Origin of the sequence: Kribbella caucasensis (genome assembly GCF_004361855.1) — a bacterium.
Taxonomy (GTDB): domain Bacteria; phylum Actinomycetota; class Actinomycetes; order Propionibacteriales; family Kribbellaceae; genus Kribbella; species Kribbella caucasensis.
In genome coordinates this window covers 40,388-65,461 of sequence record NZ_SNWQ01000027.1, presented here as the reverse complement: position 1 = coordinate 65,461, position 25,074 = coordinate 40,388, and the positions used below count along the sequence as shown (strand labels likewise).

Sequence of the window (25,074 nt, the reverse complement as noted above, 5' to 3'; positions counted from 1 at the left end):
ACATTGTGCACACCAGTCGCCCCAGTGGTAGACCACGGCGAGTGCGCCCGCCTGATTGAGACGGCGATGGCGAACGATATGAACGAAATGCGCTGTTGGCTTGTGCGTCACGTCACAGTTACTCGAAACAAGCACCGCCCGGCCCATCTAGGAGTCCCCCTATGTCGAGCGCCAGCAGTCCCCGCCCAACGCCGGTCCGCAACGACCGGACCCATTTCCTCTACATCGCCGTCGTGGTCGCCGTCCTGCTGGGGATCGGCGTCGGCTTCCTCTTCCCGGACTTCGCCGCCGAGCTGAAACCGCTCGGCACCGGGTTCGTGAACCTGATCAAGATGATGATCAGCCCGATCATCTTCTGCACGCTGGTGCTCGGCATCGGCTCGGTCCGGAAGGCCGCCAGCGTCGGCAAGGTCGGCGGTCTCGCGCTCGGCTACTTCCTGGTGATGTCGACGGTCGCGCTCGGTATCGGCCTGGTGGTCGGCAACATCGTCAAGCCCGGCTCCGGCCTGAACCTGACCGAGGCGCTGCGTGAGACCGGCCAGAAGCAGGCCGCCGGCGCACACGAGACCACCACCGACTTCCTGCTCGGCATCATCCCGAAGACGGTCGTCTCCGCGCTGACCGAGGGCGAGGTGCTGCAGACCGTCCTGGTGGCGTTGCTGATCGGCTTCGCGTTGCAGGCGATGGGCCGCACCGGCCAGCCGATCCTCAACGGCATCGCACACCTCCAGCGGCTCGTCTTCAAGGTGCTGTCGATGATCATGTGGGTCGCCCCGATCGGCGCGTTCGGCGCGATCGCGGCCGTCGTCGGCTCGGCCGGCGGAGACGCCCTGCTCAGCCTCGGCAAGATCATGCTGGCCTTCTACGCCACCTGCCTGATCTTCGTGATCGTCGTCCTCGGCACTCTGCTCCGGGTCGTCACCGGGATCTCGATCTTCCAGCTGTTGCGCTACCTCGGCCGCGAGTTCCTGCTGATCGTGTCCACCTCGTCGTCGGAGACCGCACTGCCGCGGCTGATCGGCAAGATGGAACACCTCGGCGTCGGCAAGCAGGTGGTCGGCATCACCGTCCCGACCGGCTACTCCTTCAACCTGGACGGCACCGCGATCTACCTGACGATGGCCTCGCTGTTCATCGCCGAGGCGCTGAACGAACCGTTCTCGATCGGCCAGCAGGTCTCCCTGCTGCTGTTCATGATCGTCGCCTCGAAGGGTGCAGCCGGGGTCACCGGTGCCGGTCTGGCCACGCTCGCCGGTGGTCTCCAGTCGCACCGGCCGGAGCTGGTGGATGGTGTCGGCCTGATCGTCGGGATCGACCGGTTCATGTCGGAGGCGCGGGCGCTGACCAACTTCGCCGGCAACGCGGTCGCGACCGTACTGGTCGGCCACTGGGTCGGCGCGCTGGACAAGGATCAGGTCCGGCAGGTGTTCGCCGGTGACGATCCGTTCGACGAGGCCGCCTTCGCCGCGGGCGACACCCACGCCGGCGACGTCCCCGGGCCGACCGATCAGCAGACGGCCGAGGTTCCTGCCCACTGACCAACCGTCCCACCCCTCCCCGCTGCCCGTCAGGTCTCGACCTGACGGGCAGCGGGCCTTTCCGCTGGTACCGTCGCGGTCGGACCCGATGCCCGGCGTACGTCGGGCGGCCCCCGGAGGAGGCTGAGATGCCCGACAGTGCACGGGAACGGTACGAGCTTGGGGGCCATCACAAACTGGTGTCCAGGCTGACGATCTGGCTTGTCGTGCTGGCACCCGTGCTCAGCCTGGGCGTCGGTGCCCTCGGCGCAGCCGAGGTCTATCCGTACAAGTACGCCATGACCGCGGGCATCATCGCCTTGGTGGTCCCGATCGGGCTGTCACTCCTCATCGGGGCCGTGCTCGGCCTCTACATTCTGGGCGGGTGGCAGCTGGCCCCGTTCGGCGTCGTCTTCGTCGCGGGCTTCGCGGCCCTTGTCTACGGGATCGCCGCCGACCCGAGACCGTGGATCGACCTTGGCGTCGGCCTGCTGGCGATCTCAGGCGCCGTCTTCTACGGCACCGGAGTGATGGCGGGGATGTTGCCGACCGCGATGCTCGCCTTCTTGGGCAATGGCGCCGCCTTGGTCGCTGGAGCGGTGATCGCCACCATCGCCCGGCTTACCGGCAACGTGGGGTGGTTTCTGTTCGGGGCGATGGCGGTTGGATGTGGCGCAGGCGGCCTGCTGGGACTCTTTCTGGTACGCCGCCGGGCGGGCTCGGCTGGCGGTCAACGCCCGGCCAGCAGTTCGACCACTGGAGCCAGCACATCCAAGTAGGTGGCGTTGATACTGATGTAGGACGTGCCGAGGGTGTCGCGGCGGCGCAGCAGCTCGTCCGCCATCTCCTGAGGACTCCCGGGGAGCAGCATCAGCGAGTCGGTCTTGCGCAACTGGTCCGGATCCACACCGGTCGCCTGGCGGGTCCAGGGCGGCAGGTCACCGTCCCCGGCGGCGAACAGGTTCATCGCCAGCTCGATCTCAGCTGCCCGCGGCCCGGCCAGCGCACGGAGTTCGCGAGCCATCCGGAAGACCTCGACCGGTGGTGACATCGGTCCGGCGGCCAGCGTGACGATGTCGGCTCGGGCAGCGGCCAGGGCAAGGGAACGCGGTCCGCCGGCCGCGAGCATGACAGGCGTGTGCCGATCACCGTCGAGCTTGTCCAAGTGATCCAGTGTCTGCCGGATCTGGTCCCGCCGCTCCTTGCCTGAACCGAACGGCAGGCCGAGTTCTGCGGCGTACTGCTCGGTGCCAGGTCGTCCAGTACCGATGCCGAACTCGAACCGGCCGTCGGTGAGGGTGGTCAGGGTGTGGGCCTCCCACGCAGCCGCCCGCGGCGTGCGGAGGGGTGCGGCGGCTACGAAGGTTCCGACCCGGATGTCGGTCGTGGCAGCGGCTGCTGCCAGTGAGGGGAACGGCGACAGCAGTTGGAGCCCGTCAGGCATCAGGACACTGGAGTAACCGAGGTCCGCGGCCCGGCGTGCGGTCGTCTGCCACTGGTCAGGTCCGCGGTCCGGGCTCGCCACGACGCCGAATCGGAATCGCCTGTCGCTCATCGCCTTCTCCTCTCGCAGGTTGTGTGTTCAGCCTGGTCGAGGCTGTGGGTTGTCCACATCCCACAGCGGGAGGCGTTCGGCGTACGTCGCTCGACGTACGCTGGTGACATGTCACGGAATCGCAGTCCCTTGCTGGACCTGGCGGGCGCCGTCGAGGCGGATGGTGTCGACGCGGGTGTCGCGGCCCACTACGGCTCCGACCTGCGGGAGCAACGGGCACTCGTCGCGGGCAAGGGATTCGTCGACCTCTCGCACCGGGATGTGGTCACGATCAAAGGCCCGGACCGGCTCACCTGGCTGCACGCGCTGACGACGCAGTACTTCGAGGGCCTGCGGGCGGGTGCTTCCACCACGGCCCTGCTGCTCTCGCCGACCGGTCACGTCGAGCACGTCATGTACGGCGTGGACGACGGCGAGACCTTCTGGCTGCACACCGAGCCGGGTGCCGCCGCGGCCATGGTCGAGTGGCTGAGCAAGATGGTGTTCCTGTCGCGGGTGGAGATCACCGACGTCACCGCGTCGTACGCGATCGTTTGGCGCCCTGGTACGCCGGCCGCGGACGGTACGGCGTTGATCCGGAGCGGGGCGGATTCGCTGGGTGGGCACGAGGTGTTCCTGCCGCGGGACGACTTGTCCGCATTCGCCGAGCTGGCTGGACCGCCGGCCGGGATCTGGGCGTACGAGGCGCTCCGGATCGAGGCGGGCGCACCGCGGTTCGGGCTGGACACGGACGAGCGCGCGATCCCGAACGAGCTCGGCTGGCTCGGCGTCGGCGTACATCTGGACAAGGGTTGCTACCGCGGCCAGGAGACGGTCGCCCGCGTGCACAACCTCGGCCGCCCGCCACGTCGCCTCGTCCGCCTCCACCTGGACGGCTCTGTCGACCGCCTCCCTGCCCATGGTGACGCCGTCCACGTCGGCGACAAGCAAGTCGGCTTCATCGGCTCGGCCGCCCGCCACCACGAGTACGGCCCAATCGCCCTCGCCCTGGTCAAGCGCTCAGTAGACACAGCAGCCGACCTGGCCGTCGTCGCCGAAGACCAGCCGACCGTCACCGCAACCCAGGAGCTCGTGGTCGATCCCGAGGTCGGCCTGCACGTCCGCGCCCGCCTGTAACCGCCAGCCACCCCCATCGCGCGCCTGCGCGCACCGCTTACCGCACCCACACCCGCGCACCGGGCAGAAGTGCATTGTGAGGGGAATCATCTCCTATTGGGGTTTTTGGTACTGACGTCTGGGCCTTACAGTTCAGCCGTGACCGAACCTGTGATCTTGGCCGATGTCGTCCGCAGCGGATTCGCGGAAGGGCATCATCGCGGCTCCGTGGTGGTGACGAACGCGGACGGCTCCGTCGAGTGGTCTGCCGGTGTGGTGGACCAGCCGATGTTCCCGCGCTCGTCGAACAAGCCGATGCAGGCACTCGGCATGCTCCGATCCGGGCTGGACCTGGACGGCGAACTGCTCGCGCTCGCGGGCGCGTCCCACTCGGGCGAGGGGTTCCACCTGGACGGCGTACGGAGGATCCTGGCCGGCGTCGACCTGGACGAGTCGGCGTTGCGCACCCCGGCGGCGTACCCGTTGGACGACACCGCACGCGATGAGTGGGTCCGGGCCGGGCATGGCAAGGAGCGGATCACGATGAACTGCTCCGGCAAGCACGCCGCGATGATCGCCACGTGCACCGCGAACGACTGGCCGTTCCACGATCCTGAGCGCGAGGAGAGCCCGGACGGGGTGTGGGGCCCGAACGACTATCGATCGCCCGGACACCCGTTGCAGCAAGCGATCCGGACCGCGGTCGAGGATTCGGCCGGGGAGAAGGTCTCGTACGTCGCGGTCGACGGTTGTGGCGCCCCCATTCTCGCGATCAGCCTGGCGGGGTTGGCCCGGTCGTTCGGCCTGTTCGCGTCGGCGGCCGCGGGGACGTTGGAGGCGCGTGTGGCGGATGCGTTCCGGGCGTTCCCGGAGTACGCCAGCGGGAGTACGCGCGACGAGGCCGAGCTGATGTGGGCCGTGCCGGGGTTGTTCTGCAAGGCCGGCGCGGAAAGCGTGTACGCCGCGGGTCTCGCGGACGGCCGGGGGATCGCGGTGAAGATCGAGGACGGTACTCCGCGCGCCCGCGCCGTGGTGATGGCCGCCGTACTCCGCAAGCTCGGCGTCGACAACGACGTCATCGAGCAGCAGGCCCGTTTCCCCTTGTTCGGCGGCGGTATCGAGGTCGGCGCAGTCCAGCCCCACGCGGGAGTCTTCGCGTAGCTCCCGGGACCTCGGCCAGCGAACCTGGACCTTGAACAGGAAACCGGGACATCGGACAGGAATGGATGCTGTCCGAGGTCCCGGCTTCTTGGTCAAGGTCTCGGTTTCTTGTTCAAGCATCAGCTCAGCGCGGGGTGAGCGGGCTCACGGTGGGGCTGCTTGCAATTGCAAGCAGCTGCTAGCAGACTGGGCGCATGGCCAGGTTGAGTGATCGCGCCGCTGGTGCGGTGGGATCGGTGGGGGAGTACCTCGCCGAGCAACGACGGCATGCGCAGCTGTCGTTGCGTCAGTTGTCCGACCTGGCCGGGGTGTCGAACCCGTATCTGAGTCAGATCGAGCGCGGCCTGCGGAAACCGTCGGCCGACGTGTTGCAGCAGCTGGCGAAGGCGTTGCGGATCTCCGCGGAGACCCTGTACGTGCGAGCCGGCATCCTCGACCCCGATGAGACCTCGGACGGCACCCGCAGGTCGGGTGTCGCCGACGCGATCCTGCTCGACCCCGCGCTGAGCGAGCGGCAGAAGCGTGTCCTGCTCGACGTCTACGCATCGTTCGTCCGGGAGAACGAGGGCCCGGCCGACCCCGAGCCCGACCACCCCGCGACCAACCCCGCCCCGACCAGCCCCGCCCCGGCGAAGAAGTCCGCGCCGGCGAAGAAGTCCGCGGCGGCCAAGAAGAGCGCCGCTGAGCCCGATCCAAGGACCCCTGCAAGAAAACGCATCACCCCGTAGTACGCCGTACCCCGAGACCAAAACCCCAAGGAGCAGCCTGATGGCTACCCGTACGCCCGTCACCCCGTTGTACGTCATCGCCGGCGCCGGCGACCTGGCGGTGGAGAAGTTCCGCGCGGTCAGCGAGGACGTCACCGCCCGGTTCGCCAAGCTGGACCAGAAGACCCTGCAGTCGTCCGTGCAGACCGAGATCGGCAAGGCGCAGGCCGAGCTGACCAAGGCCTTCGAGGCGCTGGTCGCCGACGCAAAGACCGCGCCGGCCAAGCTCCGCGAGCTGCCCGCCGCCGCGCAGGCCGGTCTGACCACCGTCCGCGGCCAGGTCGAGGAGACCTACGACGACCTCGCCACCCGCGGCGAGGAGATCGTGACCCGGATCCGCAGCCAGAAGGCCACCGAGGACCTGGTCGCCCAGGCCAAGACCACCGTGAGCAAGGCCAAGGCCACCCGGACCACCGCGAAGAAGACCGCCGACTCGGCCGCCCGGAACGTCAAGGCGACCACGACGAGCGCCCGCAAGACCGCCAAGACCGCGACCAAGGCCGCCGCCGACGCCGCCACCAAGGTCGGCGACTGAGCGTAGTTTCCGCGCTCCCGCGCGCTGAAATTCGAAGCCGGGTGGTCCCAATCTGCGTCTCAGCAGAGGTGGGCCACCCGGCTACTGCGTTACGCTCGTACGCATGCTCCCACTCGCTACGTTCCCGACCCTGTTCCCGGGGTTCGGCGACCCCTTCGCCATCATCTGGTGGGTGCTGTTCGGCTTGAAGCTGGTCGCCCTGCTGGACGCGGCGCTCCGGCCGCGTGCGGTGTTCGTGGCCGCCGACAAGCTGACCAAGCCCGGCTGGGTGCTGATTCTGGCGACGTTCACGCTGTCCCACATCTTCCAGAGCTGGCTCAGCTTCTTCGGCCTGATCGGGATCGTCGCCGCCGGTGTCTACCTGGTCGACGCCCGCCCCGCCCTCCGCGCCGCGGCTGGCCGAGGCCGCGGCGGCTGGGGCATCCGCAGGAGACGCGGCCCCCGCCCGCTCTAGTACCACGAACGCCCGCCTCCGGTACTACGAACGCCCACCCGCTGGAGTACTACGAGCGGTAGACGATGACCTTGTCGCCGAGGTTGACCTGGTCGAACAGCCACTTGATCCTGGCCAGGTCCCGGACGTTCACGCAGCCGTGGGAGGCGCCGGCGTAGCCGCGGGCGGCGAAATCGGACGAGTAGTGGACCGCCTGCCCACCGCTGAAGAACATCGCGAACGGCATCGGCGAGTCGTACAGCTTGGAGACGTGGTCCCGGCTCTTCCATCCGACCGTGAAGCTACCCTCCCGGGTCGCAGTCTTCTTGGCGCCGAACCGGACGTCGAACTGCAGTTTCACGACACCGTCGACGACGTACCGCAGCTTGCGGGTGGTCTTGTCGATGCAGAGGGCCACGCCGGTCGCACACCGCTGGTCGAGGCGCTTGCCGTTCACGACCGGCGCCGGCGGGTAGAGCTCGACCTGGGTCGGCTCGCGAGTCGCGGACTTGAGTTGGTCCCAGGTGTTCTGGTCGACGTATCCGAGTTCGGGAATCCCCTTCGACGTCTGGAACTTCTTCACCGCGGACCGGGTCATCGTGCCGTACTCGTTGTCCAGCCAGCGCTTCTCCAGCAGCTTCAGCTGGATCAGCCGGGCCTCGACCTTGCGGACCTCCGCGCTGGTGGATCCGTTCCGCCACAGCGCCTCCGGGTAGATCGGCAGCTCACCGCTGACCTCGAACGGCACGGTCTTCAGATCGGTCGTCGACACCGGCGTCGCGGCCGCCGTATCACCAGAACCGGACAGGCTTCCAGCGCTGGTCACGCTTTCGGAACCGTTCAGTCCGTAACCCGCGATCCCGGCGATCGCCGCCGTGACGACGGCCGCGGCCAGGACGTGCCTGACGGCGTACAACCTGCGAACCCAGTTCCGCGCGCGCATCTCGGAAACCCCTCGTGGTCGAAACCTTCCCCTGCCACACATGGGACGCCCGCACCGGCCTGTTGGTTGGCGCCCGGTACCGTTCGGTTTCCCTGCGTGCCCGGGTCAGCGTAGGTTGCTAACCGCAGTGAGTACACGTCTCGTTTGCAACTCGTGATCTCTTCCACACCAGGAGTTCCGATGGAGATCGTGCTCAGTACCGCGGACATCACCACCGTGGCGGCCGACGCGATCGTCAACGCCGCGAACCGCGCCCTTCGCGGCGGAGGCGGCGTGGATGGGGCGATCCACCGAGCAGGTGGACCGGAGATCCTGGCCGAGTGCATCGCGAAGTACCCGGACGGCGTACCGACGGGCCAGGCCGGCTGGACGACGGCGGGCAACCTGCCCGCGCAGTACGTGATCCATGTGGTCGGGCCCAATTACAACGCAGGGCAACGGGATCCGGCCCTGCTCGAGTCCTGCTATCGCAACGCGTTGCTGCTCGCGGAGGGCCTGGACGTGAAGCACCTGACGCTTCCGGCGGTGTCGGCCGGCATCTACGGCTGGCCGGCCCAGTCCGCCGCGGACATCGCCGTTCAGACGCTGCGGGAGCGGCCGACGATCGTGGAGCGAGCGACCTTCTGCCTGGTCGAGCCGCGGCTGTTCAAAGCCTTCACAAAGGCAACGGCGGCCGGGAAGTGATCCCGGCCGCCGTCAGACGTAGTACAGATTGAGCTCAGGCGTTGTAGACCAGCACGCGGTCGCCGACCTTGACCCGGGCGAAGATCCACGCGATCTTGCTCTTGTCGCGCATGTTGATGCAACCGTGCGAGGCGCCGTTGTAGCCGCGCGCCTTGAAGTCGGCCGAGTAGTGGATCGCCTGGCCGCCGCTGAAGAACATCGCGTACGGCATCGGCGACTTGTAGATCGACGACACGTGGTTCTTCGACTTGCGCTGAATCTTGAACATGCCCTGCCGGGTCGGCGTCGAGCGCCCACCGAACCGGGCGTCGCCGGTCGCGAGCAGCTTGCCGTTGTACAGGAATGCGACCTTGCGGGTCTTCTTGTTGACGCAGATGATCCGGCCGGTCATGCAGCGCCGGTCGAGCCGCAGCTTGCCCGGCACCAGGCCGCTCTTGGTGGTCTTGGCCGGAGCCAGCGGCTTCGGCGCGGTGGTCTTGGGCGCAACCTTCGGTGCTACCGCGGTGGCCTTCGCGGTCTGGGTCGTGGCGGCGCCGGCCGAACCGGTCGCGGCGAACACACCAACCCCCAGCATCGCGACCGCTGTCGTGGCGGCGCCGAGCTTACGCAGAATCCCCATGTTTCCTTTTGTCCTTCCCCCTGCTGAAATGTTCTTCCGATCTTCAGACGCCATGCGCGTCCAGCCGGTTGTAACGATCCGGGTCGTTCTTCCCCCGCCGGATCGCCCAACCGCTGAAGTGTTTTATCAGGCTTTGCTCTTGCGGCCCAGCTTGGCGCGCTCGACCTGCGTCAGTGCGACCTTCCGCATCCGGATCGCGTCCGGGGTGACCTCGACGCACTCGTCCTCGCGGCAGAACTCCAGCGACTGCTCGAGCGACAGTTTGCGGGCCGGGATGAGCTTCTCGAACTCGTCCGCGTTGGACCGGACGTTGGTCATCTTCTTTTCCTTGGTGATGTTCACGTCCATGTCGTCGGACCGCGAGTTCTCACCGACGATCATGCCCTCGTACACCTCGGTGGTCGGCTCCACGAACATGGTGCCGCGCTCCTGCAGGTTGATCATCGCGTACGACGTGGCGGCGCCGGTCCGGTCCGACACCAGCGAACCCGACGGCCGGGTGCGGAGCTCGCCGAACCAGGGCTCGTAGCCCTCGAAGACGTGGTGCGCGATCCCGGTACCGCGGGTGTCGGTGAGGAACTCGGTACGGAAGCCGATCAGGCCGCGGGCCGGCACCAGGAACTCCATCCGGACCCAGCCGGTGCCGTGGTTCGTCATCTGCTCCATCCGGCCCTTGCGGACCGCGAGCAGCTGGGTGACGGTACCGAGGTACTCCTCCGGGCAGTCGATGGTCAGCCGCTCGACCGGCTCGTGCCGCTTGCCGTTGATCTCCTTGGTGACCACCTGCGGCTTGCCGACGGTCAGCTCGTACCCCTCGCGGCGCATCTGCTCGACCAGGATGGCCAGCGCCAGCTCGCCACGGCCCTGCACCTCCCAGGCGTCCGGACGCTCGGTCGGCAGCACCTTCAGCGACACGTTGCCGACCAGTTCGCGGTCGAGCCGGTCCTTGACCAGCCGCGCGGTCACCTTGGTGCCCTTGACCCGGCCGGCCAGCGGCGAGGTGTTGGTGCCGATCGTCATCGAGATGGCGGGCTCGTCCACGGTGATCAGCGGAAGCGGCCTGGGGTTGTCCGGGTCGGTCAGGGTGTCGCCGATCATGATCTCCGGAATGCCCGCGATCGCCACGATGTCACCCGGACCGGCCGAGTCGCCGGGCACCCGCTCGAGCGCCTCGGTGACCAGCAGTTCGGTGATCTTGACCTTCTGGATCGAGCCGTCGTGACGGCACCAGGCGACCTGGGCCCCCTTTTTCAGGGTGCCTTCGTGCACCCGGACCAGCGCGAGGCGGCCGAGGAACGGCGAGGCGTCCAGGTTGGTGACGTGCGCCTGGAGGGGGGCGTCCTCGGTGTACTTCGGAGCCGGCACGTTCGCCAGGATCGTCTCGAACAGCGGCTCGAGGTCGTCGGAGTCCGGCATCCCGCCGTCGGCCGGCTGGGTCAGCGACGCGCGGCCGGCCCGGGCGGAGGCGTAGACGACCGGGAAGTCCAGCGCGCTCTGGTCCGCGTCGTGGTCGAGCAGGTCCAGGAACAGCTCGTAGGTCTCGTCGACGACCTCGGAGATCCGGGCGTCCGGACGGTCCACCTTGTTCACCACCAGGATCACCGGCATCTGCCGGGCCAGCGCCTTGCGCAGCACGAACCGGGTCTGCGGCAGCGGGCCCTCGGAGGCGTCCACCAGCAGCACGATCGCGTCCACCATCGACAGCCCGCGCTCGACCTCGCCACCGAAGTCGGCGTGGCCGGGGGTGTCGATGATGTTGATCGTCATCTGCTCGCCGTTGGCCATCTTGTGCCGGACGGCGGTGTTCTTGGCGAGGATCGTGATGCCCTTCTCGCGCTCGAGGTCGCCGGAGTCCATCGCCCGCTCGTCCACGTGCTGATGGGCCCCGAAGGCGCCGGACTGCCACAGCATCGCGTCGACCAGGGTGGTCTTCCCGTGGTCGACGTGAGCCACGATGGCCACGTTGCGCAGATCGTTACGGAGGGGCATGCGGAAGCGCTCCAAGCATTTTCGAAGAAGTCAGGCGGTGGCTACGACGGGATCTACGTGCCACTCGACGCAGGGCGCAGCCATCCCATCCTACCGGTCACCGTTCGTGTCCACGAATCCGGTTGAGCCTTTGACATCCCGCCGCCTCGCGCGTAACCGCGGGCTGTGGACAAGCGAGTGGACGAAGGACGGCAACTTGGATAAAAGTCATACACGGAAGCAGGTAGCGTGTAAGACTTTTATCCATGAAAGAGGTCGAGGCGAGGTTGCCCAGTACCTTCACCACGCAGGTGGCCAGAGAGTTCGGCGTGCATCCCCGCGATCTGTACGCCTGGCGGGACGACGGCCGCATCATCGAGCTGTCCCGGGGAGTCTTTCGCCGGGCGGAAGCCGCACCGGCGACGTTCCCCGATCTGCTGGCGGTCGCTCATCGTGTGCCGCGTGCGGTCGTGTGCTGTGTCTCGGCGGCAGCCGCGCATGACCTGACGGACGAGTTGGTTAGCGCAGTACAAATCGCCGTCCCGAACAGCTCGGCAGCGCCGCGGATCGACTTCCCACCGGTCACCTCGTTCCGCTTCGATCAAGCGACATTCGAGCTCGGTCTGTCCCGACTGGAGGCAGCGCCAGGAGAGTGGGTGCGGATCTACAGCCCAACCCGAACCGTGGTGGATCTGATGCGGCTGAGGAGCAGGCTGGGTGAACCGATCGCCTACGCGGCGCTCAACCGCTACCTGCGCTCGCGGGCAGCGAAGCCAGGATTGCTGCTGGAGTTCGCGGCGAAGCTCGGTGTGTACGGCCCGGTTCGGCAGGCTCTCGACATCTCGACCGCGGGATGACCCGCCCGACGCGCGAGAGCCGTGCCGGTCGCGCATATCTGGACCTTCAGAATCGGGCCCGCCGCGAGGGGCGTGGGACGCAAGAACTGCTGATTCTGTACGTCGTCGAGCGCTGGCTCGCGCGATTGGGCCGATCGCCATACGTGAACGATTTCGTACTCAAGGGCGGGATGCTGCTCGCCGCCTTCGGCCGGCGACGACCGACAGCCGACGCCGACGCACTCGCGCGAAACCTGGACGCCGACCAGTTCGCGGTCGCCTCGAGGGTCGCCGAGATCGCCGCATTGCCCGACTCGTCCGACGGCGTCGAGTTCCTCGCCAACACGGTCAGCAGCTCGGTCATCCGTGATGACGCTCTGTACTCCGGCGTACGGGTCACCATGGACGCCCGGATCGCCACCGCTGCGGTGAAGTTCCGGCTGGACGTCAACTTCGGCGACCCGGTGACACCGGAGCCTCAATTGGTCGAACTGCCCGCCCTGCGGCCGAACACGGATCCGATCTGGATCCTCGGCTATCCCGTCGAGACGGTCGTGGCCGAGAAGCTCACGACGGCGATATCGCTCGGGCCGGCGAGCACCCGGGTTCGGGACTACGCCGATCTCTACACCTTGGCCGGGACATATCCGCTTCTGCACAGCTCGACCCAGGCGGCCCTGCTGGCAACTGTCGCATTCCGAGGCGTGGCGCTGCGCCCGCTGTCCGAAGTGGTCGGCAACATCGTCGAGCTGAGGTCGGCGACCTACTCGGCCTATCGCCGCGGTCTCGGGCGGGACGGCGACCACCTGCCGACGTACTTCGGCGCGGTGGTCGACGCCGTTTCGGCTTTCGCCGATCCGCTGGTCCGCGACGATCGGCGCGTCTGGGATCCGGCGCGCTGGCGGTGGACCACTTAGCTCGTGGCTACTGGACGCGGTGGACCTTGTGTTGGGCGGCTTGGGCTCGGGGGCGGACGGTTAGGCGGTCGATGTTGACGTGGGCGGGGCGGGTGGCGACCCAGGTGACGATGTCGGCGATGTCGTCCGAGGTGAGGGGTTCGGCGACACCGGCGTACACGGCGTCGGCTTTGGACTGGTCGCCCTCGAAGCGGGTGAGGGCGAATCCCTCGCTGCGGACCATGCCCGGGGCGATCTCGCAGACGCGGACGGGCTGGTCGTAGAGCTCGAGGCGCAACGTGTCGACGACAGCCTTGACGGCGTGCTTGGCGGCGACGTACCCACCGCCGCCCTCGTACGCGACCTGGCCGGCCGTCGATCCCATCACGACGATCGTGCCGCGGCCGGCGATGAGGGCCGGGAGCAACGACTTGGTGACGGCGGCGACGCCGATCACGTTCACCTCGTACATCCGGCGCCAGGCGTCCAGGTCCGCATCCGCCACCGGTTCGAACCCGAAGGCACCGCCCGCGTTGTTGACCAGCAGGTCCAGCCGGTCTCCAACGGCCTCGATCAGGGACGCCACGTCATCGGCCGAGGTCACGTCGCACCGCACCGCACGGCCCTCGATCTCCTTGGCCAGTTCCTCGACCCGATCCAGCCGCCGGGCCGCACAGATCACCTCGAACCCCGCCTGCGCGAGGTGCCGCGCGGAGGCGGCCCCGATCCCACTACTGGCCCCGGTCACAACAGCAAGCGGACGACTCATACCCCGAGTCTCCCAAACCAGTGATGCCCACCTTGCACCCGTCTCACCCCGCAGCACGCTGGCTGACCGGACGGGCAGACAGGCAGCGGAGTTAGGCTGGCCGGGTGACCGAATCCTCGGCTGGCCGTCCCATTCGGCGGGTCGCGATGATCAGCCTGCACACCTCGCCGCTGGACCAGCCCGGGACCGGTGATGCCGGTGGCATGAACGTGTACGTGGTGGAGCTGTCCAAACGGCTGGCCGGCCTCGGGATCGAGGTGGACGTGTTCACCCGCGCGACCTCGTCGGCCCTGCCCGCGAAGGTCGCGCTGATGCCTGGCGTGACCGTGCGCAACGTGGCCGCCGGGCCGTACGAAGGCCTCTCCAAGAACGAGTTGCCCGCACAGCTGTGCACCTTCGCCCGTGCCGTACTCCGCGCCGAGGCGATCCGCGAACCCGGGTACTACGACGTGATCCACTCGCACTACTGGTTGTCCGGCCAGGTCGGCCTGCTCGCCCGGGACCGATGGGCCGTTCCACTCGTCCACACCATGCACACGATGGCGAAGGTGAAGAACGCCAGCCTGGCCGACGACGACGTACCGGAACCGCCGGCCCGGCTGATCGGTGAGGAGCAGGTGGTCGAGTCGGCCGATCGGTTGCTGGCCAACACCGCCGACGAGGCCGATGAGCTGATCACCTTGTACGACGCGGATCCCGCGAAGGTCGAAGTGGTCCACCCGGGCGTCGACCTGGACGTGTTCCATCCGGGCGACCAGGTCCTGGCCCGCAAGGCGGTCGGGGTACCGGAGGACGCGATCGTGCTCGCGTTCGTCGGCCGGATCCAGCCGCTGAAGGCACCCGACATCCTGATCAGGGCGGCCGCCCGGCTCCTCGACCAGGACCCGTCGTTGCGCAGCCGCCTGGTCGTCGCGATCATCGGCGGCCCGTCCGGCAACGGCATGGAGCACCCCGAGTCGCACGCCGAACTGGCCCGCGAACTCGGGATCGACGACGTCACCCGATTCGTCAAGCCGATGGCCCCCACCGGTCTCGTGGACTGGTACCGAGCCGCGTCGGTCGTCTGCGTCCCGTCGTACTCCGAATCGTTCGGGCTCGTCGCGCTGGAAGCACAGGCCTGCGGTACGCCGGTGGTCGCGGCCGCGGTCGGTGGGCTCACCACGGCCGTCGAGGACGGTCTCACCGGGCTGCTGGTGGCCGGCCACGAGATCGCCGACTTCGCCGACGCGCTGGGCCGGATCGCGACGGATCCGGACACTCGCGAGAGCATGGGCAAGGCCGCGGTGCAGCACGCGCAGGGATTCGGCTGGGAGCTGACCGCGGCGAAGACGCTGGCCGCGTACCGGACGGCGGCGGAGACGATGGCGGCTGACCAAGTGTCCAGTGTGTGGTGAGGCTCGACGCTATGGTGGCCGGATGAGAGTGTCGGCGGCGGACGTGATCCGCCAGGTTCTGACCGAGAACGCGCTGGAGTTCACCGAGTCCGCGCCGGGCGTGTTCAGCGCGGATCTCCCAGGCGAGCGCAAACTCAAGACCACCGTCGGACTGACCGTCGGACCGCAGGCGGTGCACGTGCACGCGTTCGTGGCCCGCCGGCCTGACGAGAACCACGAGGCCGTCTACCGCTGGCTGCTGGAGCGGAACCTCAAGATGTACGGCGTCGCGTTCGCCGTCGACCATCACGGCGACATCCACCTGGACGGCCGGGTCCCGCTCCAGGCGATCAACCCGGTCGAGGTGGACCGGCTGCTCGGCTCCGTGCTCGAGTACGCCGACTCGTCGTTCAACACGATCCTCGAACTCGGCTTCGCGGGCTCGATCCGCAAGGAGTACGAGTGGCGGCTGTCCCGCGGCGAGTCGACCCGGAATCTGGACGCGTTCAAGGGCTGGCTGGAGCCTCGATAGGCTGGGCACATGACCTATCGCCTGATCCTGCTCCGCCACGGCCACAGCGACTGGAACGCCAAGAACCTGTTCACCGGCTGGGTAGACGTCGACCTGAACGCCCAGGGCGTCGAGGAGGCGCACCGAGGCGGCCAGTTGCTGCTCGAGCGCGACCTGCTCCCGGACGTCCTGCACACCTCGGTACTGCGCCGCGCCATCCGCACCGCGACCATCGCCCTCGAGGAGTGCGGCCGCCAGTGGATCGACGTCCGCCGGTCCTGGCGGCTGAACGAGCGCCACTACGGCGGCCTGCAGGGCAAGGACAAGAAGCAGACGCTGGAGGAGCTCGGCGAGGAGCAGTTCATGCTGTTCCGCCGCTCCTACGACACCCCGCCGCCGGCGATCGAGCGCGGCTCCGAGTTCGACCAGGCCGGCGACCCGCGGTACGCCGGGCTCCCATCCGAGATCCTGCCGTCGACCGAGTGCCTGAAGGACGTCGTCGAGCGGATGCTGCCCTACTGGTACGACGCGATCGTGCCGGACCTGCGAGCCGGTAAGACCGTGCTCGTCACGGCCCACGGCAACTCCCTGCGTGCCCTGGTCAAGCACCTCGACGGCCTGGACGAGCAGACCATCGTCGGCCTCAACATCCCGACCGGCATCCCGCTGTACTACGAGCTCGACGACGATTTCAACCCGGTCACGCCGGGCGGCGAGTACCTCGACCCCGCGGCCGCCAAGGAAGCCATCGAGGCCGTCAAGAACCAGGGCCGCTGACGGCGGACGGCAAGAAGCCCTCGGCGACCAGGTGGTTGCCGAGGGCTACTTTTTTGCCGAGCTCAGTACGGAAGGGCTCAGTTGTTGCCGTTGGGGGACGGCGCCGATGCGCCGGCGCCGGAGCCGGCCGCGGTGCCGCCGACGGCGACCGGGAGCTCGCCGGTGACCAGGTAGACGACCCGGCGGGCCATCGACACGGCGTGGTCGGCGATGCGCTCGTAGTACCGGCCGAGCAGGGCGATGTCGACCGCCACCTCGACGCCGTGCGGCCAGGAGGCGTCCATCATCAGCCGGAACTGGCTGCTCCGCAGCTTGTCCATCTCGTCGTCGACGAGCTCCAGCTTGCCGGCCGCCTCGACGTCGTGGGACTTGATCACGTCACCGGCGGAGTCGACCATCTTGCCCGCCACGGACGCCATCTGCTCGATCACCGAGTGCAGATCGGCCGGGATGGCGGGCTGCGGGTAGCGCAGCCGGGCGATCTTGGAGACGTGCGCGGCCAGGTCGCCCATCCGCTCCAGGTCGGCGACCATCCGGAGCGCGGCGACCAGCATCCGCAGCTCGTTGGCGACCGGGGCCTGCCGGGCCATCAGCTCGAAGACCTTCTCCTCGACGCCCTCACCGGCCGCGTCCAGCTCGATGTCGGCGGCGATCACGTCCTCGGCCTGCCGGATGTCCGCCGCGAGCAGCGCGGCGGTGGAGCGTCGGACAGCGGTGGACACCGTCCGAGTCATCCGCTCGAGCTCGACGAGGATGTCGTCGAGCTGCTCGTGGTAGGTGTCACGCATGCTTGTGTCCGATCTGTGGATGCCGGCGCTGCCAGGGCGAATTCTGCCGGGGCATGGGTCCAGTACCCGCCCACGGGCGACGGTATGCCCCTGAGGTTGCCGGTTGGCGACGGGTGGTGAACGGCCGATGAACAGTTATGACGCGTGTAGGCCATCCTGTGATCATTCGGTCTTTCCCCATGATTTCCCCGCGTAGCATCGTTGCCGTGGACCCCACGCTGGCTGCGGTGCTGGGCGGCGTCATCGGCGCGGCCCTGGCCCTGCTTTCGCTGGGAGCCATGATGCTCAGCGAGCGAGCCCAGCAGAAGATCCCGGAATCCCCCGACCCGATCGTGCCGATCGGCGTCGCCACCGTGCTGTCCGTACTGCGTTCGTCTGCCGTGGTGATGGGTCCGGAGGACCAGGTGCTGCAGGCCAGCGCCCCGGCCCACGTGCTCGGCATCGTCCGGGGTGAGCGGTTGCTGGTGGAGGAGTTGCTCACCATGGTCCGCGCGGTCCGCCGGGACGGCGAGATCCGCCAGCAGGACCTGGAGATCGTCCGAGGCCGGCTCGGCGCCACGCAGTACGTGAGCGCGAGGGTGGCGCCGCTGGGCAGCCAGCTGGTGCTGGTCCTGGTCGAGGACCGGACCCGGGAGCGCCGGCTGGAGGCGATCCGGCGCGACTTCACCGTGAACGTCAGCCACGAGCTGAAGACCCCGATCGGGGCGCTGATCCTGCTCGCCGACGCGGTCTCGGAGGCATCCGACGACCCGGAGGCGGTGCAGCGGTTCTCGAACCGGATGCGGATCGAGGCGTCCCGGCTGAGCCGGCTGGTCAAGGAGATCATCGAGCTGTCCCGGCTGCAGGGCGACGACCCGCTGGAGAACCCCGGACCGGTCGACATCAACGGTGTCATCGACGCCGCGGTGGACCGCTGCCGGGTGGACGCCGAGGACCGTGACATCAACATCGTGGTGAAGACCGATCCGGTGCTCGAGGTGATGGGCAGCGAGGACCAGCTCGCGATCGCGATCGGCAACCTGGTCGAGAACGCGGTCAACTACAGCCCCGACGGCACCCGGGTCGCGGTCGCCGCGCACCCGATCGGCGACCTGGTCGAGATCACCGTCAGCGACCAGGGTGTCGGCATCCCGAGCAGCGACCTGGAACGCATCTTCGAGCGGTTCTACCGGGTCGACCGGGCCCGCAGCCGGGAGACCGGCGGCACCGGCCTGGGCCTGTCCATCGTCAAGCACATCGCCTCCATCCACGGCGGCGACGTGCGGGTCTGGAGCGTCGAGGGCCAAGGCTCGACCTTCACCGTCAGACTCCCGCTGCGGCTCGATCCCGCGACCGGGCAACCCGCCGACTCCGCCAGCCAGGTCGAGTCGACACCAACCCTGACCATCCCGTCTGGTCAGAGAACCAAGGAGGCAGCTTCGTGACCCGAGTGCTGGTCGTCGAAGACGAAGAGAGCTACAGCGACGCGCTGTCGTACGTGCTGCGCAAAGAGGGGTTCGAGGTCGCCGTCGCGGAGACCGGGCCGGACGCGCTGGACGAGTACGACCGAGCCGGTGCGGACATCGTCCTGCTCGACCTGATGCTGCCGGGTCTGTCCGGCACCGAGGTGTGCCGGGCGCTGCGCAGTCGTGGCAACGTGCCGGTGATCATCGTCAGCGCCAAGGACACCGAGGTGGACAAGGTGGTCGGGCTCGAACTGGGCGCCGACGACTACGTCACCAAGCCGTACAGCCCGCGCGAGCTGCTGGCCCGGATCCGGGCCGTGCTGCGTCGCGGCCAGGACGTCGAGCTGCTGCCCGACACGCTGGAGGCCGGACCGGTCCGGATGGACGTGGAACGGCACGTGGTGACCGTCTCCGGCACTGAGATCCGGCTGCCGCTGAAGGAGTTCGAGCTGCTCGAGATGCTGCTTCGGAACACCGGCCGGGTGCTCACCCGTGGTCAGCTGATCGACCGGATCTGGGGCGCCGACTACGTGGGCGACACCAAGACCCTCGACGTCCACGTCAAGCGGCTCCGATCCAAGCTGGAGAAGGACCCGTCCAACCCCGCCCACCTCGTCACCGTCCGGGGCCTCGGCTACAAGTTCGAGGCCTGACCCCGGTACGCCGTACGCGGGCGGGCTGCCGTCCGTAGTACGGGTCACACCCGGTCGGGGTAGGTCATCCTGGACGGTTAGCTTAGGCTCTCCTTAGTTGAGGCATCACCAGCTAAGGAGAACCACATGTCCTGGTCCCGTCGTTCCCGGGTGGCCCTGCGGCCGGCCCGCACCGCCGCGCTGGCGGTCGCTGCCCTGGTGGTCGCGACCACGCTGGCCGCGTGCGGCAGCGATGCCGACGAGCCCGCCGCCTCGGCGCCCGATGCGGCCGCCGGGTTCCCGGTCACGCTGAAGAACACCTTCGGCGACACCACCATCACCAAGAAGCCGGAGCGGATCGTCACGCTCGGCTGGAACGCCCAGGACGTGGTCTACGCGCTCGGCGAGACCCCGGTCGGGATGCCAAAGGTCACCTACGGCCCGACCAAGGAAGGCGTCACCGCCTGGGACGCGGACAAGTTCGACCCGGCCAAGACGACCCTGCTGGACGCCGGTGACAGCTACCCGTTCGAGAAGATCGCGGCGCTCAAGCCGGACGTCATCCTGGCGCCGTACGAGGGCTTCGACGCGACCGTCTACAAGACCCTGTCCGGGATCGCGCCGACGGTCGCGTACCCGGGTGCGCCGTGGCAGACCACCTGGCAGGACCAGACCACGCTGATCGGCAAGGCGCTCGGCAAGTCGGCCGAGGCGGACCAGTTGATCGCCGGGATCAAGGACCGGATCGCCAAGGTCGCGGCCGAGCACCCGGAGTTCAAGGACAAGACGATCACGGTCGGCTCGTTCGGCGCGGAGAACTACGTCTACATGCCGGGCGACCCGCGGGTGCAGATCCTGAACGAGATGGGCTTCAAGAACGCGCCCGGGGTCGAGGCGCTGGAGAAGACGAACACCAAGAAGGAGTTCGCCCTCACCATCAGCAAGGAGAAGGTCAGCGAGATCGACGCCGACGTGCTGGTCGCGTACGTCGACGGGCTGACCACGGCGAAGTTCAACGCCGACCCGGTGTACGCCGCTCTCGGCTCGGTGAAGAAGGGCAGCGCCTACGTGATGGAGGACCAGCAGGTCATCTCCGGGATGAGCGCGGTCAGCGTCCTGAGCGTCCCGTGGGTGATGGACAAGATCCTCCCGGGCCTGACCAAGGCCGCCCAGGCCGCTTCCTGATCGCGCAGGTCTCCGCCCGCTTCACCAGGGCGGGCGGCGGCCGGCGTCCGTACTGCGGCCTCGGCCACAGGTCCGCGGTACGAACAGAACGGGCCACCCCCGCGCCGGGGGTGGCCCGTTCTCGGTTCGTGTCTGGTCAGCCGTGGGTTTCGGCGTCGTCGCGGGGAGTCGGCGAGTAGTGGTCGAGGGTGAGGACCGGGATGTCGGTGGTCAGCGGAGCCGCCTTGGCGAAGGTGATGGTCACCTTGATCATGTCGCCGGGCTTGCCGCCGGTGACCGTGAACGGCTGGCCGGTGGCCGGCGGCAGGGTGAGGACGGCGCCGGTCGCCAGCGTCATCGGGCGCACGTTGCCGAACGTGACGGTGGCCGGCTCCTCGGTCGAGCTGGAACCCTCCGCGGGGGCGGACGCGATGCTCACCAGGGTGTCGTCGGTCCGGCCGCGATTGACGATCGCGCCCTGCAGTTCACCCTTGCCGTCCTCGGCGGCGAGTACCAGCAGGTTGCGGACAGCGATCGACCCGGAGTCCGCGTTGGTGCCCTCGGAGGGCTGGTAGGGCTTCGCGGTCTGGGCGTTGAAGTTCGCGCCGCAGGCGGCCAGCGCGATGCTCAGCGTGACGGCGGCACCGGCCGCGGCGGCCCGGCGGCGGGCCTGCGGGGGCAACGTGATGAGCACTGGGATCCCTCTCCTACATGCTGTGGACGCCGTCAGGCAGCGGCCTCCGGCGCAGCAAAGCGTAGCGACCGGGCTCGCCGGTGCCGACGGCGGCACCACCTTTTCGAGGTGTCCCGGGCAACCAAATCACGCGCGCGAGGCACGATGGACAGCGTTTGTCAAGGTGGGAAATGGCCTCTGACCAGCGCAAACGCCCCCAGCGGACCAGCGACCGCGTGGTAGGATAGATCTCGGAAAGGGGCACGTGACATATGACTTTCACAGTCGGCGAGACGGTTGTTTACCCCAATCACGGTGCGGCCGTCATCGAGGACATCGAGACCCGTCAGATCAAAGGTGAGGACAAGACCTATCTGGTCTTGAGGATCGTCGCTCAGAACGACCTGGTCGTCCGGGTCCCCGCGTGCAACCTCGATCTCGTCGGCGTGCGTGACGTCGTGGATCAGGCCGGCCTGGAGCGCGTCTTCGACGTGCTGCGTGCACCGCACACGGAGGAGCCGACCAACTGGTCGCGTCGCTACAAGGCGAACCTGGAGAAGCTTCACTCCGGTGACGTGATGAAGGTGGCCGAGGTCGTCCGGGACCTGTGGCGCCGTGAGCGTGACCGTGGTCTCTCCGCGGGTGAGAAGCGGATGCTGGCGAAGGCTCGTCAGATCCTCGTCTCCGAGCTTGCCCTGGCCGAACACACCAACGAGGACAAGGCGGAAGCCATCCTCGATGAGGTTCTCGCGTCCTGACCCCGGTCGGGCCGAGTTGGAACGCGTGACCGTACTGCCCTGTGCTGTTTTCAGGGTGAGGGGTTCGCTGTGAACACCGCGGCGATCATCCCGGCGGCCGGTCTCGGACTCCGGCTCGGTGGCGCGGAACCAAAGGCATTTCGAGAGGTCGGTGGCGAATCGCTGCTGGTCCACGCAGTGCGTGGGCTGACCGCAGCGACCGCCACCGGCCTTTCGTGTTTTGTGATCGCCGTTCCACCCGGCACGGAAGATGTCGTAGGCAAACAACTCGAGCCGTACGCCGGTGCCGCGGAGCTTCATGTGGTCGCCGGTGGGGCGGAGCGGACGGACTCGGTCCGGATGGCGCTCGAGTTGGTGCCGGTCGACGGGATCGACTGCATCCTCGTGCACGACGCGGCCCGGCCGTTCGTCCCCGTCGACGTGATCGAGCGCGTGGTCGCCGCCGTACGAGGTGGTGCTCCTGCTGTGGTCCCGGTGGTCCCGGTGACCGACACGATCAAGCGGGTCGATTCGGACGGTCGTGTGGTCGACACGCCCGACCGGTCTGCTCTTGTCGCCGTACAGACTCCGCAGGGATTCGAGCCGTCGGTGCTGCGCCGGGCGCATGCGCTGGAGGGCGCCGGGGCGACGGATGACGCGATGTTGTGCGAGCGGCTCGGGGTGACCGTGCAGACGGTCGCTGGATCCGAGGACGCTTTCAAGATCACCAGGCCGCGGGATCTTCAGTTGGCCGAGTGGTTGCTGGCCGAGCGGAGGTCGACGTGAGACCGCGGGTCGGGACCGGGGTCGACGTACACCCGGTTGAAGAAGGCCGGCCAATGTGGCTCGCGGGTCTGCTGTGGCCGGAGGAGACGGCCGGTCCGTCGGGGCATTCCGACGGGGATGTCGCCGCGCATGCCGCGTGCGATGCGTTGCTCGCGGCGGCGCGGCTTGGCGATCTCGGGTCGAACTTCGGTACTGCGGAACCGGAGTGGGCCGGCGCCTCGGGCGCGACCCTGTTGGCCGAGGCCGCTCGCCGGGTCCGGGCGGCCGGCTTCGAGATCGGCAACATCTCCGTCCAGGTGATCTGCAACCGGCCCCGTTTCGCCGCCCGCCGCGAAGAAGCCGAGAAGGCCATGAGCGCCGCCTGCGACGCCGACGTCTCCGTCAGCGCCACGACAACCGACGGCCTGGGCCTGACCGGCCGAGGCGAAGGCATAGCCGCCATCGCCACGGCCCTCATCTACTGACCCAGGTCTATCTGCTGACTGGGTCCTCCGAGAAGCGGGCGGCTCGTGGGTCCAGCTCGTCGCATGCTTGGGTGAGGATGGTGTAGAGCTCCGGTCGGCGGCCGCGGATCCAGCGGCGGCCGGTTGCCCTGGGCACCAGATCCAGGTCGAGATCGGCCAGTACCACGGCCTCGTCGGGCACCGGGGTCTCGGCGATGATCCGGCCGTACGGGTCGATCACCATTGCGTTGCCGGTCCGGATCTCATCGTCGTCCAGGCCGACCCCGTTGCTGAACAGCACGAACATTCCGTTGTCATGGGCCCGAGACGGCAACCATCGCATCAACCACCCACGCCCGTTCGGACCGTTGAAGGCTTCCTCGACCGCGGCCGGGTCGTGCTCGCGGTTCGCCCAGATCTCCGGCGGGATGGGCTTCATCCCTTGCGGACTGCGCGAGTTCGTGCCGCCTGTCTGGTGCGGTGCGAGCAGCACGGTTGCGCCGAGCAGCGCAGTCGCACGAACGTTCTCGACCAGGTTGTTGTCCCAGCAGATCAGTACGCCGACCTTGGCCTGCCACGGCGTGTCGAACACGGTGAACTCCGACCCGCTCGAGATCGCCTCGTGCTCGAACGCGTGCAACTTGCGATGCACGTGAATCGACCCATCCGGCAAGCACACGGCGTACGAGTTGAAGAGTCGGCCACGTCCGCGGTCCGCCAGGTCGTCGTACTCCAGGAAGCCCACGCCAATGCCCGCGCCGAGTTCCTGGGCGAGCGCTCGTACGGCGCTGACGTGCGGGCCGGTGCGCGGTTCGGCCAGTTCGTGGAGGCGTTCGGCGGTGTGCCGACGGAGGTGCCAGTAGCCGAGGAGGCACAGCTCCGGGAACACGACCAGCTCGGCCCCACCCTCGACGGCGGTGCGAGCGAGCCGGTCGACGATGGCGAGATTCTCCGCCGGCTGATCTGGAATCGCTTCGAACTGGACCACGGCGCGACGCAGCATCGACTTCTCCTGACAGGGGTTTCTGTCTAGGTAAGCCGAATCTTTACATGCCGTCCAATGTTATCCACAGGGTTTTCCATATCCTGTGGTTATGGATCTCCGGTTGCTGCGCATGTTCGTCGCGGTCGCGCGCGCCGGGCACTACGGCACCGCCGCGATCGAGCTGTCGATCAGCCAGCCGGCGCTGACCAAGCAGATCCAGGTGCTGGAGCGACGGGTCGGGGCGATGCTGTTCGTCCGTGGCCGGCAGGGGGCGCGGCTCACCACAGCGGGTAAGGCCTTGTTGCCTGACGCCCTCGACCTGCTCGACCGGGCCGATGCGTTCGAGCGCCGGGCGTCGTCGGTCGCAGCGGGTGACGACGGATCGCTCGCGATCGGCTTCGGGCTGTCCGGGATCCAGCTCGCGCCGCAGGCCGTGGCGCTGTTCCGCAGCCGCTATCCGCGCGTCGCCGTATCCCTGGACGACATGTCCTCGGCTGTCCAGTGTGAACGGCTACTCGCAGGCACCCTCCAGATCGGCTTCATCCGATTGCCCGCGCCGGTCGGCGTCGACTCGCTTCGCCTGCGCAGGGATCGCCTATCGCTCGCCTTACCGTCGACCGTCGATCCGCCCAGGTCGGTGGCGGCCTGGCTGGACGGCCGCCCGATGATCCGCCTACGCCCGGATCGCGGTCCCGGCCTGACTGGCCAGATCGATCGCCTGTACGCCGAACTCGGGTGCCGGCCGCTTGTTCTGCAAGAGGCCGCCGATCTGCAGACGGTGCTCGCCTTGGTTGCCGCGGGCGTCGGCGCGGCCGTAATACCAGCCAGTGCGGACGCGATCGCGCCCGATGCGGTCCGCCTCATTCCCCTCCGCGGTCGAGCCGCTTCCTGGTGGATCGGCGCTGCCTGGTCCGAGCGTTCCCTCCTGGTCGACCGCTTCCTGGCCGCCGCCACCGAAGCAGCCCGAACCTGAACGACGAAA

28 protein-coding genes are annotated in these 25,074 nt (G+C 68.3%); 20 read left to right on the top strand and 8 right to left on the bottom strand.

Annotated features, from left to right (window positions below; all coding sequences use genetic code 11):
- Window positions 1-161: 161 nt before the first annotated feature.
- Window positions 162-1,538: a cation:dicarboxylate symporter family transporter gene (locus tag EV643_RS37105; protein WP_133804899.1), complete on the top strand. Its 1,377-nt coding sequence runs from the start codon at window positions 162-164 to the stop codon at window positions 1,536-1,538.
- A gap of 128 nt (window positions 1,539-1,666) precedes the next feature.
- A complete protein-coding gene (locus EV643_RS37100) occupies window positions 1,667-2,296 on the top strand; it encodes a hypothetical protein (RefSeq protein ID WP_133804898.1) in 630 nt (209 codons plus the stop codon).
- Here the strand turns inward: EV643_RS37100 and EV643_RS37095 are convergent.
- Window positions 2,248-3,072, bottom strand: a complete 825-nt coding sequence (locus EV643_RS37095; protein ID WP_133804897.1) for an LLM class flavin-dependent oxidoreductase — start codon at window positions 3,070-3,072, stop codon at window positions 2,248-2,250. The two genes, EV643_RS37100 and EV643_RS37095, sit on opposite strands and share 49 nt — an antisense overlap.
- A 108-nt stretch (window positions 3,073-3,180) precedes the next feature.
- Between EV643_RS37095 and ygfZ the strand changes: the two genes are divergently transcribed.
- The 5 genes from ygfZ (at window position 3,181) to EV643_RS37070 (ending at window position 7,084) form a co-directional block, all read left to right on the top strand.
- Window positions 3,181-4,188, top strand: coding sequence for a CAF17-like 4Fe-4S cluster assembly/insertion protein YgfZ (gene ygfZ / locus EV643_RS37090; RefSeq protein WP_133804896.1), 1,008 nt, complete (start codon window positions 3,181-3,183; stop codon window positions 4,186-4,188).
- A gap of 138 nt (window positions 4,189-4,326) precedes the next feature.
- The gene (locus EV643_RS37085) at window positions 4,327-5,328 is read left to right on the top strand and encodes an asparaginase (RefSeq protein WP_238166069.1); all 1,002 of its coding nucleotides are present in this window, start codon (window positions 4,327-4,329) and stop codon (window positions 5,326-5,328) included.
- Between the two features lie 194 nt (window positions 5,329-5,522).
- On the top strand, window positions 5,523-6,056 hold the full coding sequence (locus EV643_RS37080) for a helix-turn-helix domain-containing protein (RefSeq protein ID WP_133804895.1): 534 nt from the start codon (window positions 5,523-5,525) through the stop codon (window positions 6,054-6,056).
- Between the two features lie 40 nt (window positions 6,057-6,096).
- On the top strand, window positions 6,097-6,630 hold the full coding sequence (locus EV643_RS37075; protein ID WP_133804894.1) for a hypothetical protein: 534 nt from the start codon (window positions 6,097-6,099) through the stop codon (window positions 6,628-6,630).
- Between the two features lie 103 nt (window positions 6,631-6,733).
- Window positions 6,734-7,084 (top strand): DUF2516 family protein, encoded by a 351-nt coding sequence (locus EV643_RS37070; protein WP_133804893.1) that lies wholly within the window; start codon window positions 6,734-6,736, stop codon window positions 7,082-7,084.
- A gap of 49 nt (window positions 7,085-7,133) precedes the next feature.
- Here EV643_RS37070 and EV643_RS37065 read toward each other — a convergent pair whose 3' ends face one another.
- Entirely contained in the window at window positions 7,134-8,006 is an 873-nt protein-coding gene (locus EV643_RS37065; RefSeq protein WP_133804892.1) for a L,D-transpeptidase family protein, read from the bottom strand.
- Between the two features lie 180 nt (window positions 8,007-8,186).
- Here EV643_RS37065 and EV643_RS37060 point away from each other — a divergent pair, with 180 nt between their 5' ends.
- Window positions 8,187-8,690: an O-acetyl-ADP-ribose deacetylase gene (locus EV643_RS37060; RefSeq protein ID WP_133804891.1), complete on the top strand. Its 504-nt coding sequence runs from the start codon at window positions 8,187-8,189 to the stop codon at window positions 8,688-8,690.
- A 34-nt stretch (window positions 8,691-8,724) separates the two neighbouring features.
- Here the strand turns inward: EV643_RS37060 and EV643_RS37055 are convergent, their stop codons facing one another.
- Window positions 8,725-9,309 carry a L,D-transpeptidase gene (locus EV643_RS37055; RefSeq protein ID WP_133804890.1) on the bottom strand — a complete coding sequence of 195 codons (585 nt, stop codon included), beginning with the start codon at window positions 9,307-9,309 and terminating at the stop codon, window positions 8,725-8,727.
- Between the two features lie 126 nt (window positions 9,310-9,435).
- Complete coding sequence (typA, locus tag EV643_RS37050; protein WP_133804889.1) at window positions 9,436-11,298, bottom strand: translational GTPase TypA; 1,863 nt, start codon at window positions 11,296-11,298, stop codon at window positions 9,436-9,438.
- Window positions 11,299-11,543: 245 nt separating this feature from the next.
- Here typA and EV643_RS37045 point away from each other — a divergent pair, with 245 nt between their 5' ends.
- The gene (locus EV643_RS37045) at window positions 11,544-12,134 is read left to right on the top strand and encodes a type IV toxin-antitoxin system AbiEi family antitoxin domain-containing protein (RefSeq protein ID WP_133804888.1); all 591 of its coding nucleotides are present in this window, start codon (window positions 11,544-11,546) and stop codon (window positions 12,132-12,134) included.
- A complete protein-coding gene (locus EV643_RS37040; RefSeq protein ID WP_133804887.1) occupies window positions 12,131-13,030 on the top strand; it encodes a nucleotidyl transferase AbiEii/AbiGii toxin family protein in 900 nt (299 codons plus the stop codon). The genes EV643_RS37045 and EV643_RS37040 overlap by 4 nt, the downstream gene beginning before the upstream one ends.
- A 7-nt stretch (window positions 13,031-13,037) precedes the next feature.
- On the opposite strand, the gene EV643_RS37035 is transcribed toward EV643_RS37040, so the two are convergent.
- Window positions 13,038-13,778: an SDR family NAD(P)-dependent oxidoreductase gene (locus tag EV643_RS37035; protein WP_133804886.1), complete on the bottom strand. Its 741-nt coding sequence runs from the start codon at window positions 13,776-13,778 to the stop codon at window positions 13,038-13,040.
- A 104-nt stretch (window positions 13,779-13,882) separates the two neighbouring features.
- On the opposite strand from EV643_RS37035, the gene mshA reads away from it, so the two are divergent.
- From mshA to EV643_RS37020, 3 genes are read left to right on the top strand one after another with little or no spacing between them, the layout of a single operon-like run.
- Window positions 13,883-15,172, top strand: coding sequence for a D-inositol-3-phosphate glycosyltransferase (gene mshA, locus EV643_RS37030; RefSeq protein WP_238166067.1), 1,290 nt, complete (start codon window positions 13,883-13,885; stop codon window positions 15,170-15,172).
- A gap of 22 nt (window positions 15,173-15,194) precedes the next feature.
- A complete protein-coding gene (locus EV643_RS37025) occupies window positions 15,195-15,683 on the top strand; it encodes a type III secretion system chaperone family protein (protein WP_133804885.1) in 489 nt (162 codons plus the stop codon).
- Between the two features lie 9 nt (window positions 15,684-15,692).
- Window positions 15,693-16,439, top strand: coding sequence for a phosphoglyceromutase (locus EV643_RS37020; protein ID WP_133804884.1), 747 nt, complete (start codon window positions 15,693-15,695; stop codon window positions 16,437-16,439).
- A gap of 77 nt (window positions 16,440-16,516) precedes the next feature.
- Here EV643_RS37020 and phoU read toward each other — a convergent pair whose 3' ends face one another.
- Window positions 16,517-17,227 (bottom strand): phosphate signaling complex protein PhoU, encoded by a 711-nt coding sequence (gene phoU / locus EV643_RS37015; protein WP_133804883.1) that lies wholly within the window; start codon window positions 17,225-17,227, stop codon window positions 16,517-16,519.
- Window positions 17,228-17,433: 206 nt separating this feature from the next.
- Here phoU and EV643_RS37010 point away from each other — a divergent pair, with 206 nt between their 5' ends.
- From EV643_RS37010 to EV643_RS37000, 3 genes are all read left to right on the top strand, one after another.
- On the top strand, window positions 17,434-18,651 hold the full coding sequence (locus tag EV643_RS37010) for a sensor histidine kinase (protein ID WP_133804882.1): 1,218 nt from the start codon (window positions 17,434-17,436) through the stop codon (window positions 18,649-18,651).
- On the top strand, window positions 18,648-19,325 hold the full coding sequence (locus tag EV643_RS37005) for a response regulator (protein WP_133804881.1): 678 nt from the start codon (window positions 18,648-18,650) through the stop codon (window positions 19,323-19,325). The genes EV643_RS37010 and EV643_RS37005 overlap by 4 nt, the downstream gene beginning before the upstream one ends.
- A gap of 126 nt (window positions 19,326-19,451) precedes the next feature.
- Window positions 19,452-20,489, top strand: a complete 1,038-nt coding sequence (locus EV643_RS37000) for an iron-siderophore ABC transporter substrate-binding protein (protein ID WP_133804880.1) — start codon at window positions 19,452-19,454, stop codon at window positions 20,487-20,489.
- Between the two features lie 136 nt (window positions 20,490-20,625).
- Here the strand turns inward: EV643_RS37000 and EV643_RS36995 are convergent, their stop codons facing one another.
- Window positions 20,626-21,162, bottom strand: a complete 537-nt coding sequence (locus EV643_RS36995; RefSeq protein WP_133804879.1) for a copper chaperone PCu(A)C domain-containing protein — start codon at window positions 21,160-21,162, stop codon at window positions 20,626-20,628.
- Between the two features lie 251 nt (window positions 21,163-21,413).
- Here EV643_RS36995 and EV643_RS36990 point away from each other — a divergent pair, with 251 nt between their 5' ends.
- The 3 genes from EV643_RS36990 to ispF all read left to right on the top strand — a co-directional run bounded on the left by EV643_RS36990 (window position 21,414) and on the right by ispF (window position 23,128).
- Window positions 21,414-21,899 carry a CarD family transcriptional regulator gene (locus tag EV643_RS36990; protein ID WP_012918679.1) on the top strand — a complete coding sequence of 162 codons (486 nt, stop codon included), beginning with the start codon at window positions 21,414-21,416 and terminating at the stop codon, window positions 21,897-21,899.
- 69 nt (window positions 21,900-21,968) lie between these two features.
- Window positions 21,969-22,664, top strand: a complete 696-nt coding sequence (gene ispD, locus EV643_RS36985) for a 2-C-methyl-D-erythritol 4-phosphate cytidylyltransferase (protein WP_133804878.1) — start codon at window positions 21,969-21,971, stop codon at window positions 22,662-22,664.
- Window positions 22,661-23,128, top strand: coding sequence for a 2-C-methyl-D-erythritol 2,4-cyclodiphosphate synthase (gene ispF, locus EV643_RS36980; RefSeq protein ID WP_133804877.1), 468 nt, complete (start codon window positions 22,661-22,663; stop codon window positions 23,126-23,128). The genes ispD and ispF overlap by 4 nt, the downstream gene beginning before the upstream one ends.
- 7 nt (window positions 23,129-23,135) lie before the next feature.
- Here the strand turns inward: ispF and EV643_RS36975 are convergent, their stop codons facing one another.
- Complete coding sequence (locus EV643_RS36975) at window positions 23,136-24,110, bottom strand: nitrilase family protein (RefSeq protein ID WP_133804876.1); 975 nt, start codon at window positions 24,108-24,110, stop codon at window positions 23,136-23,138.
- A 91-nt stretch (window positions 24,111-24,201) separates the two neighbouring features.
- Here EV643_RS36975 and EV643_RS36970 point away from each other — a divergent pair, with 91 nt between their 5' ends.
- The gene (locus tag EV643_RS36970) at window positions 24,202-25,065 is read left to right on the top strand and encodes a LysR family transcriptional regulator (protein WP_133804875.1); all 864 of its coding nucleotides are present in this window, start codon (window positions 24,202-24,204) and stop codon (window positions 25,063-25,065) included.
- Window positions 25,066-25,074 lie beyond the last annotated feature (9 nt).